This is a genomic window from uncultured Murdochiella sp., from assembly GCF_902488755.1.
In the GTDB taxonomy this organism is placed as follows: domain Bacteria; phylum Bacillota; class Clostridia; order Tissierellales; family Peptoniphilaceae; genus Murdochiella.
On the sequence record NZ_CABTXF010000004.1, the window covers coordinates 21,873 to 40,669 of the forward strand.

The following is an 18,797-nucleotide window of genomic DNA, read 5'->3' on the forward strand; positions in this document are numbered from 1 at the left end:
AAGCACGACATACAAGAATAGACACACGCGCGCCCTGCTTTGTCACAAAATATTGATTTTGTGACATAAATTACGCATCAAAATCGGAGATATCTACAATGTAAAAAGGAGTCCGGAAACGACCGTTTCCGGACTCCCCTCTTGTACAACAGTATCGATTTTAAACTACCATTTCAAGCGTCTATTCTTTCTTAAACGCTTGAACGGTTGCCTTCGACTACTTTAACGTAGCGAACATTACGGCTTTGATCGTGTGCATACGGTTTTCCGCTTGATCAAAGACCTTGGAGTGTTTGCCAAGGAATACTTCATCGTTAACTTCCATGCCATCGAGATCAAAGTCTTTGCCGAATTTTTCGTTCACTTCTTTTCCAATGGTGGTATTCAGGTCGTGGAACGACGGCAGGCAGTGCAGGAAGATAACATCATCAGAAGCATTATCAATCACCTTCTGGTTGACCTTATAAGGATAGAGCTGGTGAATGCGAGATTCCCAAACTTCATCGGGTTCGCCCATGGAGACCCAGATATCCGTATAAATAACATCGGCATCCTTGGTTCCTTCTTCAACGTTCTCGGTGAAACGGATGGTAGCGCCGGATTCTTTTGCAAATCCTTCCGCCTTCTTAATCAACTCTTCCGTCGGCATCAATTCTTTCGGGCCGCAACCGGTGAAATTCAAGCCTAATTTTGCGCAGGTGACCAGCAATGAGTTGGACACGTTATTGCGGCAGTCGCCCATGAAGACAAAATTGAGTCCCTTCAAATAACCGAAGTTTTCCTGAACGGTCAACATGTCCGCAATCATCTGTGTGGGATGGAAATCATCCGTCAAGCCGTTCCAAACCGGAACACCGGAATCTTCAGCAAGGGTCTCCACCATCTTCTGATCGAAGCCGCGATATTCAATACCATCGTAGAAACGACCGAGAACCTTGGCGGTATCGGAAATGGATTCCTTCTTGCCCATCTGACTCGAACCCGGATCCAAATACGTTACGCCCATGCCAAGGTCGCGTCCGGCAACCTCAAAAGAGCAGCGCGTACGCGTAGAGGTTTTTTCAAACAAAAGAACGATGTTCTTTCCTTCGAGATAACGATGCGGCGTGTGGGTCATCTTCAAATCTTTGAACTTCTGACCGAGATCGATGAGATACTGAATCTCCGCCGGCGTGTAATCCGACAATGTGAGAAAACTTCTTCCTTGCAGATTGATTGGCATACTGTACTCCTTTTATCGTAGTTTAGTTGAATGATCTATGCGCTGTAAAGAGAAAACGCACCAATGTCTTTATATCACATCTTGTCCGGTGACGATACACCAATCAGGTCTAAAGCGTTGTGTAATACGTTTTTTACCGCCAAAACCAGACCGATGCGCTCGTTGGTCGCTTCCGGATCGTTTTCATCCACCACTTTTGTTTCCCCATAGAAACTGTGGAACGCCGAGGCAAGCTGCATCAGGAAATTCGTCATCTTATTCGGTTGACGCAATTTTGCCGCTTCTGCCACGACATCCGGAAAAGAATCCAGCAGCTTAAGCAAAACCACTTCTTTTTCACTCGTTAAATGCGTATAGGTTTTCTGTGCCTTAAACTGCGGCGCACGATCCAAAAGACCGGCGGCGCGGGCATGGGCGTACTGAATGTAATAGACCGGGTTCTCGTTCGAAGCTTTCTTGGCCAGTCCAATATCGAAATCCATTTGGGCTTCTACCGCACGACTAATGAAGAAATAACGCGCTGCATCCACGCCGACATCATCAATGAGTTCACGAATCGTTACGGCATTACCCGAACGCTTCGACATTTTCACCTCTTCCCCGTTTTCCACGAGATGAACCATCTGAATAATATCCACTTCAAGGTCGTCGCGCTCATAGCCAAATGCCATCAATGCTGCCTTCATGCGGTTAATGTAGCCATGATGATCGGCACCCCACAGATTGACCAGTTTCGTATAGCCACGGTCGAATTTGTACAAATGGTTTGCAATGTCCGGCGTCATATAGGTTAACAGCCCATTTGCCTTGCGGAGAACACGATCTTTATCATCCCCCCACCGCGTTGTTTTTAACCAAAGCGCACCATCTTCTTCGTAAACGATGCCTAAGGCATTCATCTTCTCAATGGCATCATCCACTTTTCCGGAATCATAGAGCCACTGTTCGCTGACCCACGAATCAAATTCGCAGCGGAAATCGCGAAGAACTTCTTCAATCTTCTGCAGCTCTTCCTTATATCCTTTTTGCTTGAAAAACTCAGTACGGCCTTCTTCTTTATCGAGCCAAACATCGCCTAATTCTTTCGCTAATCTCTCGCCAATCTGTTTAACATCTTCCGCATTATAGCCATCTTCCGGCACTTCCACATCACGGCCGAAATACTGTGCGTAGCGTGCATAAACTGATAAACCGAGATTGGTCATCTGTGCGCCGGCATCATTAATATAGTATTCACGCAGTACATCATAACCGCTTGCCTTTAAGAGACGGCAGATGACATCTCCCCAAACAGCTCCGCGCGCATGCCCGAGATGCAAGTCTCCCGTCGGGTTTGCACTGACATACTCCACTAAGATAGGCAGCCGTTTTCCACTGTAGTTTTGCCCATATTTATCTCCCTGTTCAAGAACTTTATTCACAACCTGCGCCAAGGAGTCTTTTTTTAATCGGAAATTCAAATAGCCCGGACCCGCCACTTCTGCCGTTTCCAGCAAATCCGACTTTTCCAGGAGCAATTGTGCCAGCTCTTCGGCGATTTGACGCGGAGCACGCCTTAATTGCTTGGCAAGCTGCATACAAACGGTGGTTGCATAATCGCCGAATTCCGTATTGCGCGGTACTTCAATCGGAATCGAATCCAGCTTCAACGAATAGTGTTCTTCGAGAACATCGCTGATCAGTTTGCTCAGTTTTTCTTCATTCGTCATATTTCTCCGCCTTTTCCTTTGCTTTTCTCTTTTTCCACGAAAAGAGTACCTAAATCGATAAACACTATTATTGTACCACACCAAGACGTACGCATTCCATGCCCTATGACAGACGGAAAGACAAAAAAAAGGAGCCGCAACAACCGTTGCGACTCGACGACGTGCCATTGAGGATTCGAACCCCAGACCTTCTGGTCCGTAGCCAGACGCTCTATCCAGCTGAGCTAATGGCACCCGACTTGGATATGATAACACACTTTTGTAGTAAAAACAAATTTTTGAACAACGAATAAAAAAAACGTATACTGTATAAGTAATAGAAATAAGAAAGTACTACAGGAGCCGGCATGAGTATCAGTATCATTCAATCGAAATTTACGTCCTTGTTGAACCCCGATCGTATTGCGAGTTACGACCAGGAAACCAATCACGAAACCACGATGATGCTTATTCACAGCATGAGCCGTTTTCTTTACGTAACCGAAGGAAAAGCGACCATTCGTATTAACGGCAACGATTATTCCATGACACCGGGTACCATGATTGCTATCCTTCCCTGGGATGTAACACAAATTATCGCCATTGAAAAGCCCATTACCTATGAACGCATCATTTATAATCTGAATTTCATCAATCTCTATCTGCGTTCTGACTATAACCCAAATAAGCAATTTTTCGCTCTTTGGCATCGCATCCGCCAAAACCCAGTCATTCATGCGGACAAAAAGCAAGCGCAGCACATTCATTGCGCCATTGAACGCCTGCGCAACGAAGTCGGCGTGGAGAGCGTATTTTCCGATCAGCAGAAGACGCAGGACAAAGAGACCTTCAGTGAAATGTATACCGTCTCTTTGGTCATTGAGCTGCTCGTTCTTTTTGTTCGCACATTAGATGCTACAAAAGAAGGCGACAAACCAAATACCGATTGCTCTTCAGATCCCAGTGGCTCCACCTTCTTTATCGGTGATTTGCTCAATTTTCTCTACAGCCATTTGCAGGAGAAAATTACGCTGGAACGGCTTAACAAAATCTTCTTTGTCAGCCAATCTACCATTTCCAAACGTCTAAAAGAAACCTTGGGGTACACCTTCCAGGAGCTCATCACCGCCATGCGCATCTACAAAGCGATGGATCTTCTCACGTATACCGATTTTAGCCTTCAAGAGATTGCGAAATTAGTCGGCATGAATGATGCCGCCCACCTTGTGCACTCTTTTGAAGCGATGGAAGACATGACTCCTAACGAATTTCGGCAGAATTTCACATCCGCCATTGAACGCAAAACCCATTTGAAAGCATCAGAATCGTCCTCCGCCTTGAAAGTTGTCAATGATATACTTCTCAATTATCAGAATCCCTTGCTCACCCCGCAAGCGATAGCGGAAAAACACCAACTTTCCCTTGCAGAGCTGAATCGAATTACTCTGTATTATGTGGAACGCTCCGCGACGGAGTTTATCGCTTCGCTGCGCATTAACCGCGCCTCTGAACTTCTCCTCCGTTCCGAATTGCCGATAACGGAAATTGCTTTGATTGTGGGATTCAAAACACTGAAAACCTTCTATCGCTATTTCCGTAAGACCTTTTCCACCTCCCCTACCGAATTTCGCAAGCAAGTCCATTTTCAGCAAGCAGATGGCAGCGTAGATACCAATATTTCCCTCTGATTCCAAAATGTCCGAAAAGAAGAAGGTGCGGCGTAGAAAACATTCTATTGCCGCACATCTTCCACTGTATCGCATAGGATTTTCTTTAGCTCTTCTGGTACAAGCGCAGACTGTCCATTCACGAACTGCGGCGTTCCTCCGCCGCGCACCTGTCCAATGTCTTTTACCGAAGCAAGCCAATCACGAGCTTTTCCTTCACAAGAGGCGAATACAATTGACGAACCCCCTTGTTTTTCTGCCAATAGTATTTTTGAACACTTATGTTCGGAATAGAGCTTTTGCCCGATCGGACGAAGGATTTCCGCTTCTTCGGCAGATAACATTACGATAAAATCATCTTGCTTAGCGAGCATCGTTGCCTTGGCTTCGGCTAATGCCTCTTGTAACGATTTGATCGTCTCTTTTTGCTTTCGCTCGGTTTCCGCCATCGCCAACACGCGATCCGCCAATTCTTTACGGCTGACTTTTAATGTTCCTTCGAGGTTGCGCAACAAATCATGCGCTTCTTTCAAGGCTCTTCCTACTACCGGACCAATCGCGACATGCACACGAACCCCTCGTGAAGTCTTTTCCTGCCCCAGCAAGACAAAACTTCCAATTTCTACTGTGTTATGCAAATGCGGCGTACCGCAAGGCTGCTCATCAAGATTCCCATAACGCACCATACGTACCGTGTCGAATTGCTGATATGCCGGATCCGAGTATTCCTCTCCCTTTACATAGGTAATGGAAAGCGGTACAGCATCACGAATAGCCTGATTAATGTACTCTTGCATATCCGCCATTTCTTCTTCGCTAAATTCTCCACGATCAACCTCAAACCACTGATTCTCTTCATGCACGCCAACTGCGATCATGACATGTCCACGTCGACGAAAGTAGCCGTCAAACAAATGTAGAGCGCTTTGTGCAGCCGTATTGGTGAGGCGCGTATCTTCATCCACCTCCATGTGTATCGGGTCGGAAAGTGTCCCCTCTACGCGATGCCACAATTTTCCATCCTGCCAAAACAAATCGGTTACCGTCAATCCATTAATAGTACCGCGATCCGCAGGCATTCCGCCTTTTTCTCCCCAAAAAACCGTATCCGCAAAGATATAGGCACCATCCTGCTCGTCCACAATGGTGGTATCGGTCACCAGTCGCCAAAAATCATCATATTGTCCAAGCATGTTAACCCCCTATCGATTCCATTTCTTGTTCTATTGTTTATACCCATCCTTTTCAAAGGGGATACAAAAAGGAGGAGACCGAAGTCTCCCCCCTTTCCGCTGACGGATGGCAAGGTTCCCTCAGCGAAACTATTTTCATTGTAAAACGAATTACAGAATCATTTCTGCGATGGTCAAGATGATTGCGCAGGCTACAGCAATGAGAATGAGCAGCTTGAATACCCACTTTAAGTATGTCGCATACTCGACGCGCGCTGCCGCGACACCACCCATGACGACACCGGAAGTCGGAGTTGCCATATTCACAACACCGGAACCGGCGGTGAAAACATTGACCATGATGTTGGGGTTAAATCCGAGTTGCGCAGCAAGACCGCCCATAACCGGAATCGACAAGCCGGCAAGACCGGACGTCGACGGAACGAGGAAGCTCAAGAGGATATAGACCACGAGGGACAGCGGGATAAATACCGCGCCCGGAACACCCTGAAGAATGCGTGTGCACTGATCCAAAATCCAGAAATCCATGTGCGTTTTGCCCATAACAACGGTAATTCCACGGGAAACGGCGATAATGATACCAACTGAGAGAAGGTCTTTCGAACCATCAATAAACGTCTCGATATAGCTGTGTTCGCTGTATCCGCCAATAAGGGCGATTACAATGGAACCGATGATGAACCATGCCGCCAAGTGCAGGAAGTACCACCAGCCAAGAGGCTCACCAGTCAAGAAATCACTCCAGCCCAATGCGGCGAGGTAGGCTTCTTCATCACCACCGAAAACAAGATCCTGATAGGAAATCAGGGAGACGATCATCACGACGAACATTAAAGCAAAGACGCAAAGGATGGCCTTATGACGACCTGTAAATTCAATCTTTGCATTCGGATCTTCTTCGCCGAAGTGTTCACGCATTATCTCCTGCTCCTGCAGAGAGAGGATCGTCGATCCTTTATCTCTTTTTACTTTTTTCGCATAACGAAGAGTAAATGCAATGGCAATCGCGACAACGGCAAGCCAAAGAATCGCGCCGATGAGGTAAATCTGACCACTGTTCGGCTCAATGCCGATGGCATTCAGACCGCCGATGGCAACGCCCGTCGCAAACGGGTTAATGGTCGAACCGAGGCAACCGGATGCTGAACCGACAAGTACGGTAGCCAGCGCAACGATGGAATCGAAACCGGCAATAACCATAGCCGATGTGATGAAGGCATAGAAACCAATGGTCTCTTCTGCCATACCATACGTCGTTCCACCTAAGGAGAACAGGAACATCAGAACAACAATCAGCCATTCTTCTTTTCCGTGCATCTTATGCACCAAGGCATTGATACCGGCTTCCAAGGCACCGGTCTTCATTACGACGTTCAGGAAGCCGCCCAAGGCGACGATGAACATCAATAAGTCCGAAGCATCCGTAAAGCCGTTCGGAATCGCCATGACGAAGTCCTGTAATTTTGCAGCAACCACAGACACGTGTTCGCCGCCATCTACCATTTCCAATAAATCCCCATATTTTTCCGGATCCAGCGTTTTGATAATCGAATCGCTGATTTCTGCACCGTTCAACAAAACGGAAATAATGCAAAGAACGGCAAGAATGATGACAAGGATGGTGAATGCCGATAGCGAGTGACGCTTCTTTTTTGCGGGTGCCATTTCGGCGTTCGGCTGTTTATTCATTTCAGCCATAAAAAACTCCTTTCAATTCTTTTCTCCGAACCGATGTTCGGTTGCTGACGGATTACCGTGTAATAATGGTTCCCGCCTTTCCTTCCAATGCTTCTTTTGCCTTCACAAGAGACGTGATAAGCGCCTTGCCGCCCTCACGTTGTTGTACGTAATCTAAGCAGGCTTCCACTTTCGGCAGCATTGATCCCGGAGCAAACTGTCCTTCTTCGATATACTGTTTCGCCTGTTGAACATCCATATTCGCAATGGCTTTCTGATCCGGTTTATTAAAGTTTACCGCAACTTGATCAACAGCGGTAAGAATAACGAGCATGTCCGCATCAATATCCAGCGCCAAACGGGCAGAAGAACGATCTTTATCGATTACCGCAGCAACGCCACGATACGCGCCGTTCTCTTCCACAACGGGAATTCCGCCGCCACCAACGGTAATCACAATATCGCCGAGGTCAACAAGCTGTTTCACGACATCCAGTTCCACAATCTTTTTCGGAAGAGGACTTGCTACAACGCGACGATATCCGCGTCCGGCATCTTCTACAAAGGTATAACCCGTTTCCGCAGCCAATTTGTCCGCCGTCTCTTTATCCATAAAACTGCCAATCGGCTTGCTTGGCTTTTCAAAAGCTGGATCTTTTTCGTCTACCACGACTTGCGTTACCACACAGGCGACTTTGCGATCGCTTTGCTGACGAGAAGCAAGCTCCGCCTGAATGGATTGTATCAGATGATAGCCAATGTATCCCTGGCTCATCGCACCGCATTCCGGAAACGGCATCTCCGTCGTATTGCCACCGTGTTCTGCCGAATATGACATGGCGTTATTGATCATCCCCACCTGCGGACCATTACCGTGACCGATAATCACATCATAGGTTTCGGCAAGATCCACAATGGTCTTTGCGGTATGCTTCACTAACTGAAGCTGTTCGCTCGGCGTGTTGCCCAGTGCATTGCCACCCAGAGCAACAACAATCCGTTTTTTAGTCATAAAAACTCCTTCATAATCGAATCCATCATAAATCCATCAAGCCGTAAACCGGTACGCCACGGGGTGTACCGGTCTACGGAATGGATTGCTATTCTGTTCTATTAGTTTTCACGGACAAGCGGCATGGACATGCAGCGCGGGCCGCCTCGACCGACGGTCAAGTTGTCGGAATCGAGTTCAATAACAGTAAACCCGGCTTCTTTGAGCATCTTGTTAGTCTCAAAGTTGCGCTTATAAACCACAATTTTTCCCGGAGCCAGTGTCAAGGTGTTGGAACCATCTGTCCACTGTTCACGCTCGGCAGCCATGTCGTCTCCACCGCCGCAGGGGAACAAACGAACCTTTTCGACGCCAAGAATGCCGGCAAGGATTTCGCCAAGCGATCCCTTATGCTCTTCAATCTTGACATCATGCTTTGCTTTATCCGCTGTCAGTTCAAACACACGAAGCGTTGCGGTGATGCCCGGATGATAGGTGAAGGCATCCTTGTCAATCATCGTAAAGACGGTGTCAAGGTGCATGAATGCGCGAGATACCGGAATATTGAAGGCAAAAATACGTTCAATCTTATTGTCTACCGTATCAAAGAAGAGGTTCATCGCCAACTGCTGGATCGCGTCGGCGGTGGTACGCTGCGAAATACCAACGAATAAGGTCTTTTCATCTACGTTAAAGACATCGCCGCCTTCGATATGGAAGTGGTTATGACGTCCGTAGAGGTCTTTGACCTGTCCTTTGTATTCCGGATGATATTTGAAGATGTAATCCGCATAGATGGTTTCACGGTTGCGGGTAACGGAGAACATTTTGTTGATGACGGCTCCATTGCCGACCGAAGCGAACGGGTCGCGTGTGAAGTAGAGGTTCGGCATCGGATTCACGAGCAGATACGGATGTTCCAGTTCATCAATCAGGAAGTTCGTTTCAATGTCTCCTAATTCCTGGAAGGAAACGCCTGCCATGGTTTTCATGACAAATTCTTTAGTGTCTTTAATGCCTGCAAAGAAGTTCTTCAAAATCTTATGATACGTTTCGGTATAAATACCGGCATCATTCAGATATTCGTCGATAAATTTTTCGCGGAGTCCCTCATTCGCATCAAGGGTTTCTGCCATTAAATCTTCAAGGTAAACCACCTCAACGCCTTCATTACGAAGAATGTCGGCAAACGCATCGTGTTCTTTCTGCGCTTTCACTAAATCCGGAATATCGTCGAAGAGCAATTCGGCGAGTGTATCCGGCGTAAGGTATTTGAGCTCTTCGCCCGGACGATGCACTAAGACTTTCCTGAGGGGCTGAATCTCACTGGTTACTTGAATGGGTTTCATAACATTCCTTTCTTTCTCTGGTTGATCGCTTATGCGATCTTCGTGATTATCTTGAAAAAACGATTTTCCTCTTGAGGATCGACCTCTAAGAGTCAGATTTAGTATATTGTGCAGGGGCGAAAAAGTAAAGACAAGTTCCCTTTTATTCGTTGTAAAAACAGAGAAAACGCATCAAATCGGCTATTTTCCTCATCGATTTCTGATAATTAATGGCAAGTGCAGCGTACAATATATTGTACCTTTTTACTCGACTATTCTCGAAATCTATCATGCGAAAACTCTTTCTGTAACCGTTTTCCATTATTTTGTGCCGTTGAAACGTTTGAAGAGTAACGTCTACAAGCAGCAGGACATTTAATGCTATAATATGGGCATCGCAAGGATGGTCATCAACAAGGAGGAAACTATGGACTGGGAAACAACAAACTTTATCCATCAAATTATTGACGAAGAGTCTGCCCCCGGCGGACGTGTGCATGGTCAGCAGATTGTCACCCGCTTTCCTCCGGAACCGAACGGTTTCTTGCATATCGGACACGCAAAAGCCATTAACATGGATTTTGGCACAGCGCTAAAGTACGGCGGTATTTGCAATCTTCGTATGGACGACACCAATCCGGTCAAGGAAGATACGCTATTTGTAGAATCTATCCAGGAAGATATCCATTGGTTAGGTTTTGACTGGGATGACCGCTTTTATTTCGCCTCAGACTATTTTGAGCGTATGTATGAAGCGGCAATCGTATTGATTCACAAAGGTCTTGCTTATGTGGATGATCTATCGGCAGAGGAGATGCGTGCCTACCGAGGAACGCTCACTGAGCCCGGAAAGCCAAGTCCTTGGCGTGATCGCAGCATAGAAGAAAATTTAGATCTGTTTCAACGTATGCGCAACGGCGAATTTGCAGATGGAGAAAAAACGCTTCGCGCCAAAATAGATCTTACTTCCGGAAACATCAATATGCGTGATCCCGTTATTTACCGCATTGCGCATCAGCATCATCATCGCCAAGGCGATAAATGGTGCATCTATCCCATGTATGATTTTGCGCATCCGATTGAAGATGCTCTGGAAGGCATCACCCACTCCCTCTGCTCTTTAGAATTTGAAAATCATCGTCCGTTATATGATTGGGTAGTGGATAACACAGATATGCCACATAAACCGCGTCAGATTGAATTCGCACGTCTGAATCTCAGTCACACCGTGATGTCAAAACGAAAACTGCGTACACTGGTAGAGGATGGTCTTGTAGACGGTTGGGATGATCCGCGCCTTCCGACCCTTCAGGGATTGCGTCGTCGAGGCTTTACGCCAAAGAGTATTCGCAATTTCTGTGAACGAATTGGCATGACCAAAACAGACAGCATGGTAGATGCTCGCTTCCTCGACTATTGCGTGCGTGAAGACCTGAATGACCATGCTCCCCGTGCCATGGCGGTATTGGACCCCATCCTTCTCGTGATTGATAACTATCCCGAAGAGAAAACGGAAATCTGTACGATTGCGAACCATCCGAAGGATCCTTCCATGGGAACACATACCATTCCCTTCGGAAAGAAAGTCTGGATCGAACGCGAAGATTTCATGATAGATCCACCGAAGAAGTATTATCGCCTCTTCCCCGGTAATGAAGTGCGCCTACAAAATGCCTATATTGTGAAAGCGACCGATTATGAATTGGACGAAGTGGGCAATGTCAAAGTGGTTCATGCCACCTATGATCCCGATTCGTTTGGCGGAACGGCAGCGGATGGACGCAAAATTCGCGGTACTATCCACTGGGTTCCGATGCGCGAAGGCGTAACCGCAGAAGTACGGCTTTATGAACGTCTCTTTACTGTGGAGAATCCGGACGGAGAAGAGGCTGACTATCGTGAACTGCTCAATCCGGAATCGCTTACGATTATTTCGAACGCCGTAGTGGAACCTTGGTTGGCTGAAAAACACGACGAAGCTATCCGCTATCAATTCATGCGCAAAGGATACTTCTGCGAAGATCGCCATTATTCGACCGCCGAGAAACACATCTACAATCGCGTCGTCACCTTACGGGACAGCTTTACACCGGAAAAATAGACGGCGCAACACGGAACGGAGGAACTATGTCGTCCTATCGAATGCTCATTCAACGGGATAAACGAGGTGTATTACTTGCGCATCGCAAGTCCATCACGCCAAAAAAGAATACCTTCTTTCTTGTCCTGATGAGTTTTATTCTTCCGCTTCTCTTGTTGGCGCCTGCCTTTATGTATTCGGGAATTTTCCCGTTTGGTGACCATACGACACTTGCGGTAGATCTGCGCAATCAGATTGTGGGCTTCTTTTAAGCATTGCGTCGTGTTACGGCTGATCCGGGAAGTCTGCTCTACAACTTTACCAAGGGGCCCGGTGGGATTATGAGTGCAACGGATGCGTATTATTTGCTCAGTCCGCTAAATCTGCTGTTTTTTCTTTTTCCCTCCGAGAATCTTCCCTTGGCGGTAGAGCTTATTCAGCTTGTGAAGATAGGCCTTTCCGGGCTCTTCTTTTCCATCCTGCTTATCCGACGTGAACACGGAGACGACTGGCGAATCCTGCTGTTTTCCACCTGCTATGCGTTGATGTCCTTCACTATGGCGAACATGCTCAATGTCATGTGGTTAGATCTTCTTTATATGACGCCCTTAGTAGTTCTCTTTTTGGAACGGTTGATGGATGGGAAAAGCGCCGTTCCCTATGTTCTTTGTCTATCACTATCCATCATCATTAATTTTTACATGGCATACATGCTCTGTATTTTTCTTGTACTGTATGCCATTTGGGCTATTGTTCGCCGATCCTCCGCCATGCGCGAGACCAGAAGAGAAATGGTTAAACAGTGCTGTAAGCTCTTTATACGCTTTACACTCTACTCCTTTATCGCAGGTGCGCTGACGGCATGGCTGATTTTTCCGAATATGTATTCGCTCCTGCTCAGTAAGGGGCCTTATCAAGATGAAGTGGTTGCCGATAGCGCCTTCCGTTATCCTGTGGGCGATCCGTTTTCTCGCCTGATTCCCGCCGCCTTTGACTATGATCAGGTTTCCAACGGATTTGCTAATATCTATACCGGAATAGCCCCTGCAATCCTGGGACTGTTTTACTTTTTCAACCCCCGTATTGCTCTCCGCGAACGCATCTGTTCCCTAGGCATTCTTCTTATTCTATTACTCTCGATGAATATGAAAAAACTCAATGTCCTCTGGCATGGAATGCAATATCCGATATGGTACAATTATCGCTTTTCCTGGTTATTCAGTTTTTTTACACTGCTCATTGCCTTTCGCGGATTTTTGCGCCTGCATCGCATAAGGCTCGTTCAACTCATCGCAGTTGTTGTCTTTTATGTTGCGTTGGCAATCTATCTCGGAATCCGGATGCATAGCGACAGCAAGCTCTTTCCCTTTCTCACTTATGCGCACCTGATTGGCACTTTTGTTGCTGCCATCGTGTTTCTCATTTTATTTGTGGATTGGAGCAAGAACCGGCACGGAATGGGTTCGGCAGCCTTTTTCCTTTTACTGTTGACCTGTATCGATCTCTCTGTAAATGCAGCGGTTTATACCGCCTGTTTTGCATACGAAACAAGAACCGAGTTTGCTTTCTTTCATCAACAAATGCGTGAAGCATTGGAGCCCATCCGCCCAAAAAACGGCTCATTTTATCGTATAGAAAAGACGTTTATGCACGACAGCAATGATGGAATGCGGTTTAATTACAGCGGATTAACGCATTTTAACTCCACATACGAATACAACACGATCGAATTGCTTTCCAGCTTGGGATTTTCTCGTGGACGCGCCTCGACCGCAGGGGGAAATGCCACAAAATTCACGGATGCGCTATTTGGAATCCGCTATTATTTGGATGGAAAGTATAATCCGCAAGATGAAGGGCTCGTGGAAGGCATCAACACCTTCAAATCGAAATCCCATCGACCGGATATTTTGGATATGCCGCTTGTCGCCGACTATCCCCACATTCGCGTTTATGAGAATCCCTGGTGTATGCCCTTTGGCATGTTAGCAGAAGAAAGCATCGCCACTTTTTCTGCCGGACACATGAATCCATTAGATTTTCAAGATCATCTTGCGAATTTGGTGGATGGACGGCCGGGAAGCGAAATCAATTATTTTGAACATTTTGCCTTGCATCATCCGCAGTTAGAGAACCTCACCAAAGGAAGCGGAAAAGGATCAATAAAAGTCTATCATCGCGTCGCAGAAGATAAGGACACCAAGGCGCGCTTAAACTATACGGTTCACACCACGGGCAAGCGTTCTGCATATCTCACCATCTCCGAAACTTTTAATACCTATAACTCTTTTGTCTACTTGGACGGTGAGCAGATTGGCAACAAGCGTTCCGGAAATGTCACTACTTCTCAAGTTCTCAATGTTGCTGCGGCAAATGAAGGTGAAAAAACACAAAAACTTTCGATTCAAATGCACCGCGATAAGGATACGTTTCAACTCAATACCATCGCACTGTTTACCTTGGATGAAGACGCACTGCGAAAGGCGGTTGATTTTCAACAAAAACACGGATTAAAGCTAACGAATTTCTCATCGACATCCTTTTCGGGTACGTTTACAGCGGCAGAGGGAACGCCTTATCTGCTTCTTTCCCTTCCCTATGATGAAGGATGGACAGCAAAACTGGACGGCAAGAAGATCTCGACAATTTCTGTCCTTGATTCCCTTACGGCAATTCCTGTTACGCCGGGCAAGCATACCCTAGAGATGCATTTCCGTACTCCTTTGCTTTTACCGGGAATCAGCCTATCCATCACCACCTTCGTTTTATTCCTCATTCTCTTGCAAAATGAGAGAAAAGCAAAAAAGCAAAAGATGGTGACAAACCTTTCTATACAAAAATGATGACGTATTCCGCACTTCGAATTCTTAATTTATTATCAAGGACTGCAGGCAGTGTTTTATTTGTGCTTGCCTGCATTCCGATATCCGGTTTACACCCTTGGATTCCTCTGTTTTTATCCCTTCTCTTGCTTGGCGTTTCCGCGCGATTGGATTATCGCTATTGGCGTTGCCCATATTGCCATCGCCATCTTGGGAAACGGATGTTTCCCTTTCCCCCGGTATGTCCGCATTGTAAAAAGACACTGCATCAAACGGACAACGTTCCGACGAAAAGTGCATTTCGGGCGTACCAAAAAACTCTTCTTGGCACGCTCTCCTCTGCAGCAGAGGAAGAAGAAAAAGAAACTCAGTGAATTAACAGTTTAGCAATACTCAGCATCAGCGGAATGGTCAAAGCGCATCCGATACAAGTCACAATAATAATCTGTGACGCATAATAGGGATCATAGTCATACATTTTTGCCTGTAGCGCCAGATTGATTGCGGTTGGACAGCTCCAGGCGACTACGGTTACCATGCGCAATTCCAAAGACCCAAAGGGAAAAAGCACCAGCAGGATGATGGGAATAAGTGGAAAAAGTACAAGACGCACAAAGGATACCCACCACACGCGTTTATTGCTGAACAAGCCAGAAAGAGGCTTTTGGGCAATAAAAGCACCGAGAAGAATCATGGCAAGCGTGGAATTGATACTGACGAGTGACGTTAGCGGACGAACGAGAAAATCGGGAATCGGAATCCGACAGAGATAGATGAGCCAACCAAAAAAGAAAGCAAGAAAGATTGGCTTACGATAAATCCCCTGAAAAGATTTCAATGATAATTTTGCTTTTTTATCCAGAAGAGGCGAGCCGTAGAGAATAATGAGAAGCGTAGACATCACCACGGATGGCGCAATATAGAACGTGCAAGATGGGCCAAAGAGCGATGTAGCGATAGGGATACCAACAAAGGCCTTGTTGTTAAAGATAACCGCAAAACGATCGATAGGATGATCATCGCCAAAAATCACACGAGATAGAACGATGTAAATGATCTGTACAATGGCGGTAAAAAGCATAATGCCTGCGAGCCAAAGGGCTTCCCTTGCGTCATAAGGGCGTAAAAAGGAATGAAACAGCAAAAGCGGTAGAATATAGGAAATGAGAATATGACTCATCTCATTGGTCGTTGATGAAGACAGCACGCCACGGCGAGCGAGCATATAGCCAAAGCCGGCTATGAAGGCAAACACCAAAAATTGTTGAAAAAAAGCAATCATCGTTCTTCCCGCTTCTCTCCCGTTAGTCTGCGCAATACGGCACGCACATCTTTCCCTTACTCATTCTAACAACTTTCAACCAAAAAGCAAAAGCCCTATAAGACAAGGTCTTATAGGACTTTTCAATATGTTGCTAATTGGAATAGAAAATAGATTACTTAGCGATGTCGCTGGCGCGCGTTTCACGCACGATATTGATCTTAATCTGCCCGGGATATTCGAGTTCACTCTCAATCTTTCGGGCAATGTCATGTGCGAGCACCACCATTTTATCTTCCGAAACCTCTTCCGGTTTAACCGCGATACGAATCTCGCGTCCTGCCTGAATCGCATAGGACTGATCAATGCCTTGGAATGCGTTAGCAATGGCTTCCAAATCCTCAAGACGCTTGATATAGTTCTCCGTTGACTCGCGGCGAGCACCCGGACGGGCAGCCGATAACGCATCCGCCGTTTTTACAATAAAGGCTTCTAACGTGGTCGGTTCCACATCATTGTGGTGCGCTTCAATGCAATGAACGACCTCTTTGCTCTCATGGTACTTCTTTGCCAAACGAACCCCGAGTTCCACGTGCGGTAACTCAATCTCATGATCGATCGCTTTGCCTAAATCATGCAGCAATGCGCCACGTTTCGCAATCTTGACATTGGCTCCTAACTCCAAGGCCAGCATTCCGGCAAGCTGCGCCACCTCAATGGTATGCCCGAGGGCATTTTGTCCATAAGAAGTGCGGTACTTCAATTTTCCCAATGTGCGGATGATTTCCGGATGAATATTGCGAATTCCTACCTCATCGACAGCTAACTCGCCTGCTTCACGGATGGCGTGTTCCACTTCCTGTTCAGCCTTTTGATACAGCTCTTCGATTCGAGTCGGATGAATTCGTCCGTCAACAATCAGCTTTTCAAGCGCTACACGGGCGACTTCTCTTCGCACCGGATCAAAGCAAGATAAAACAACTGCCTGCGGCGTATCATCAATAATCAAATCTACGCCGGTAAGCTGTTCAAAGGCGCGAATATTGCGTCCTTCACGGCCAATAATACGCCCCTTCATCTCATCGTTTGGCAACGAGACAACGGTCACTGTGCTTTCAGCAACGTAATCTGACGCATAACGCTGAACGGTGCGCGTAATGATTTCCCGCGCACGACTTTCTGCTTCATCCCTCGTTTTCGCTTCTTCTTCACGAAGAATTTGCGCTCGCTCGTGCACAACATCTTCACGCGCTTTTTCTAAAACCATTTCGCGCGCCTGCTCAGGGCGAAGATCCGCTATCCGCTCCAATTCGTTCTGCCGTTGTGTCATTAATTGGTCGGCACGCTGCTCTTTACTTCTAACGCGATCTTGATCCTTTGCAACTTTCTTTTCTAAATTTTCCAGTTGCACGGACTTTTCGTCCAAAAGATCTTCACGTTTGTTCAAGCGACGTTCCGCATCCTGCAATTCATTCTGACGACGCGCATACTGCGCTTCCTGCTCTTCACGCCAACGATGAATTTCGTCCTTGGCTTCAAGCAATGCTTCTTTTTTTGCCGTTTCCGCATCGCGATTCGCATCATCCAAAATCTTCTCCGCTAAGGTTTTCGCGGAACCGATCTTTTCACGGTTTTGCTTTGCCCGATACGTATTGCCGACAAAAAAGAATAGTACAGCGCCGATTAAAAATGCTACTACGGGAATAATCAGGTTATCCATGGTACCTCCTTTCCTTACTATTTTTCGTACACATTCATTGTTAGTCCAACGTGATGGTTTTACTGTCCTTTTGAGGGGCGTTATCTACCGTTTCGCTCTGTTTGCCGCTCGCAAAACCCTCGCCTTCCTCTTCGCGTTGAGCTTGTTCGTGGAGGGTATCTCGTAAGTCCTTCTCCAATTTTTTGTGCAGGTCGGGATTTTCCGCAATAAATTTCTTGGCGTTTTCCCTACCCTGTCCGAGACGCTCTCCATCATAACTATACCACGCACCGGCGCGTTCGACGATACCAAAATCCAATGCCGTATCGAGCAGCGTGCCGATTTTCGAGATGCCCGTCCCGTACATAATATCAAACTCCACTCGTTTGAATGGAGGAGCGACCTTATTTTTAACGACTTTGACGCGCGTGCGATTGCCAAGGACATTTTCCCCCTCTTTAATTTGTTCGCCGCGTCGAATATCCAGTCGAATGGTGGAATAGAACTTTAAAGCTACGCCGCCGGTAGTGACTTCCGGATTGCCATACGTGACACCAATCTTTTGCCGAATCTGGTTCAAAAAGACAACCGTTGTATTGGATTTTGCAACAATCGGAGTCAATTTACGAAGGGCTTGGCTCATGAGTCGCGCCAAAAGTCCGACATGCGTATCCCCCATTTCGCCTTCGATTTCCGCACGCGGAACAAGGGCGGCAACCGAGTCCAAAACAACGATATCCACGGCATTGGAACGCACGAGGCTCTCCAGTATTTCCAGTGCTGATTCGCCGTCATCCGGCTGGGAAAGAACCAAATTATCTGTGTCCACACCCAAACGTTTGGCATAACCGACGTCTAAAGCATGTTCCGCATCGATAAACGCCGCGATGCCGCCGAGCTTCTGCGCCTGCGCGATGGTTTCCAGCGCAAGCGTCGTTTTTCCGGAGCTTTCCGGACCGTAGATCTCAATGACACGTCCACGCGGCAATCCGCCCACGCCAAGTGCCAAATCCAGATTGATGGCACCGGTCGGTATGGCATCAATCTCCTGCACCGTCTGTTCGCCTAACTTCATAATGGCACCTTTGCCAAACTGTTTTTCAATTTTACTAAACGCCATTTTTAGCGCTTTTTCTTTGTCTTCCTGCTTCATATTTGCAATGGCCATA

General features: G+C 46.8%; 13 protein-coding genes and 1 tRNA gene. 4 read left to right on the forward strand and 10 right to left on the reverse strand.

The window, feature by feature from the left end; genetic code table 11:
* Positions 1 to 217: 217 nt before the first annotated feature.
* The 3 genes from argF to RDL68_RS00910 all read right to left on the reverse strand — a co-directional run bounded on the left by argF (position 218) and on the right by RDL68_RS00910 (position 3,165).
* Positions 218 to 1,222 (reverse strand): ornithine carbamoyltransferase, encoded by a 1,005-nt coding sequence (argF, locus tag RDL68_RS00900; protein ID WP_308539783.1) that lies wholly within the window; start codon positions 1,220 to 1,222, stop codon positions 218 to 220.
* A 74-nt stretch (positions 1,223 to 1,296) separates the two neighbouring features.
* The gene (gene argS, locus RDL68_RS00905) at positions 1,297 to 2,931 is read right to left on the reverse strand and encodes an arginine--tRNA ligase (protein WP_308539784.1); all 1,635 of its coding nucleotides are present in this window, start codon (positions 2,929 to 2,931) and stop codon (positions 1,297 to 1,299) included.
* Positions 2,932 to 3,091: 160 nt separating this feature from the next.
* Positions 3,092 to 3,165, reverse strand: a tRNA-Arg gene (locus RDL68_RS00910).
* 113 nt (positions 3,166 to 3,278) lie between these two features.
* On the opposite strand from RDL68_RS00910, the gene RDL68_RS00915 reads away from it, so the two are divergent.
* Entirely contained in the window at positions 3,279 to 4,598 is a 1,320-nt protein-coding gene (locus RDL68_RS00915) for a helix-turn-helix domain-containing protein (protein WP_308539785.1), read from the forward strand.
* Positions 4,599 to 4,642: 44 nt separating this feature from the next.
* Here the strand turns inward: RDL68_RS00915 and RDL68_RS00920 are convergent, their stop codons facing one another.
* The 4 genes from RDL68_RS00920 to arcA form a co-directional block, all read right to left on the reverse strand.
* A complete protein-coding gene (locus RDL68_RS00920) occupies positions 4,643 to 5,770 on the reverse strand; it encodes a hypothetical protein (protein WP_308539786.1) in 1,128 nt (375 codons plus the stop codon).
* 150 nt (positions 5,771 to 5,920) lie between these two features.
* The gene (locus tag RDL68_RS00925; RefSeq protein ID WP_308539787.1) at positions 5,921 to 7,468 is read right to left on the reverse strand and encodes a YfcC family protein; all 1,548 of its coding nucleotides are present in this window, start codon (positions 7,466 to 7,468) and stop codon (positions 5,921 to 5,923) included.
* A 52-nt stretch (positions 7,469 to 7,520) separates the two neighbouring features.
* Positions 7,521 to 8,459, reverse strand: a complete 939-nt coding sequence (arcC, locus tag RDL68_RS00930) for a carbamate kinase (protein WP_308539788.1) — start codon at positions 8,457 to 8,459, stop codon at positions 7,521 to 7,523.
* 101 nt (positions 8,460 to 8,560) lie between these two features.
* Positions 8,561 to 9,787, reverse strand: coding sequence for an arginine deiminase (gene arcA, locus RDL68_RS00935; protein ID WP_308539789.1), 1,227 nt, complete (start codon positions 9,785 to 9,787; stop codon positions 8,561 to 8,563).
* Between the two features lie 406 nt (positions 9,788 to 10,193).
* Here arcA and RDL68_RS00940 point away from each other — a divergent pair, with 406 nt between their 5' ends.
* From RDL68_RS00940 to RDL68_RS00950, 3 genes are read left to right on the forward strand one after another with little or no spacing between them, the layout of a single operon-like run.
* The gene (locus tag RDL68_RS00940) at positions 10,194 to 11,867 is read left to right on the forward strand and encodes a glutamine--tRNA ligase/YqeY domain fusion protein (RefSeq protein ID WP_308539790.1); all 1,674 of its coding nucleotides are present in this window, start codon (positions 10,194 to 10,196) and stop codon (positions 11,865 to 11,867) included.
* 26 nt (positions 11,868 to 11,893) lie between these two features.
* Positions 11,894 to 12,118 (forward strand): hypothetical protein, encoded by a 225-nt coding sequence (locus tag RDL68_RS00945; RefSeq protein ID WP_308539791.1) that lies wholly within the window; start codon positions 11,894 to 11,896, stop codon positions 12,116 to 12,118.
* A gap of 3 nt (positions 12,119 to 12,121) precedes the next feature.
* Entirely contained in the window at positions 12,122 to 14,689 is a 2,568-nt protein-coding gene (locus RDL68_RS00950) for a YfhO family protein (protein ID WP_308539792.1), read from the forward strand.
* A gap of 346 nt (positions 14,690 to 15,035) precedes the next feature.
* Here the strand turns inward: RDL68_RS00950 and RDL68_RS00955 are convergent, their stop codons facing one another.
* From RDL68_RS00955 to recA, 3 genes are all read right to left on the reverse strand, one after another.
* Positions 15,036 to 15,950, reverse strand: a complete 915-nt coding sequence (locus tag RDL68_RS00955) for an AEC family transporter (RefSeq protein WP_308539793.1) — start codon at positions 15,948 to 15,950, stop codon at positions 15,036 to 15,038.
* Between the two features lie 154 nt (positions 15,951 to 16,104).
* Entirely contained in the window at positions 16,105 to 17,649 is a 1,545-nt protein-coding gene (rny, locus tag RDL68_RS00960; RefSeq protein WP_308539794.1) for a ribonuclease Y, read from the reverse strand.
* Positions 17,650 to 17,689: 40 nt separating this feature from the next.
* Positions 17,690 to 18,796, reverse strand: a complete 1,107-nt coding sequence (gene recA, locus RDL68_RS00965) for a recombinase RecA (RefSeq protein ID WP_308539795.1) — start codon at positions 18,794 to 18,796, stop codon at positions 17,690 to 17,692.
* Between the last annotated feature and the right edge of the window lies 1 nt (position 18,797).

Excerpts from the sequence above, each read along its gene's own strand:
- recA (WP_308539795.1), bottom strand. The coding sequence starts at position 18,796 with ATGGCCATTGCAAATATGAAGCAGGAAGACAAAGAAAAAGCGCTAAAA.
- arcC (WP_308539788.1), bottom strand. The coding sequence starts at position 8,459 with ATGACTAAAAAACGGATTGTTGTTGCTCTGGGTGGCAATGCACTGGGC.
- RDL68_RS00940 (WP_308539790.1), top strand. The coding sequence starts at position 10,194 with ATGGACTGGGAAACAACAAACTTTATCCATCAAATTATTGACGAAGAG.
- RDL68_RS00925 (WP_308539787.1), bottom strand. The coding sequence starts at position 7,468 with ATGGCTGAAATGAATAAACAGCCGAACGCCGAAATGGCACCCGCAAAA.
- argF (WP_308539783.1), bottom strand. The coding sequence starts at position 1,222 with ATGCCAATCAATCTGCAAGGAAGAAGTTTTCTCACATTGTCGGATTAC.
- argS (WP_308539784.1), bottom strand. The coding sequence starts at position 2,931 with ATGACGAATGAAGAAAAACTGAGCAAACTGATCAGCGATGTTCTCGAA.
- RDL68_RS00945 (WP_308539791.1), top strand. The coding sequence starts at position 11,894 with ATGTCGTCCTATCGAATGCTCATTCAACGGGATAAACGAGGTGTATTA.
- RDL68_RS00915 (WP_308539785.1), top strand. The coding sequence starts at position 3,279 with ATGAGTATCAGTATCATTCAATCGAAATTTACGTCCTTGTTGAACCCC.
- arcA (WP_308539789.1), bottom strand. The coding sequence starts at position 9,787 with ATGAAACCCATTCAAGTAACCAGTGAGATTCAGCCCCTCAGGAAAGTC.
- rny (WP_308539794.1), bottom strand. The coding sequence starts at position 17,649 with ATGGATAACCTGATTATTCCCGTAGTAGCATTTTTAATCGGCGCTGTA.
- RDL68_RS00920 (WP_308539786.1), bottom strand. The coding sequence starts at position 5,770 with ATGCTTGGACAATATGATGATTTTTGGCGACTGGTGACCGATACCACC.
- RDL68_RS00955 (WP_308539793.1), bottom strand. The coding sequence starts at position 15,950 with ATGATTGCTTTTTTTCAACAATTTTTGGTGTTTGCCTTCATAGCCGGC.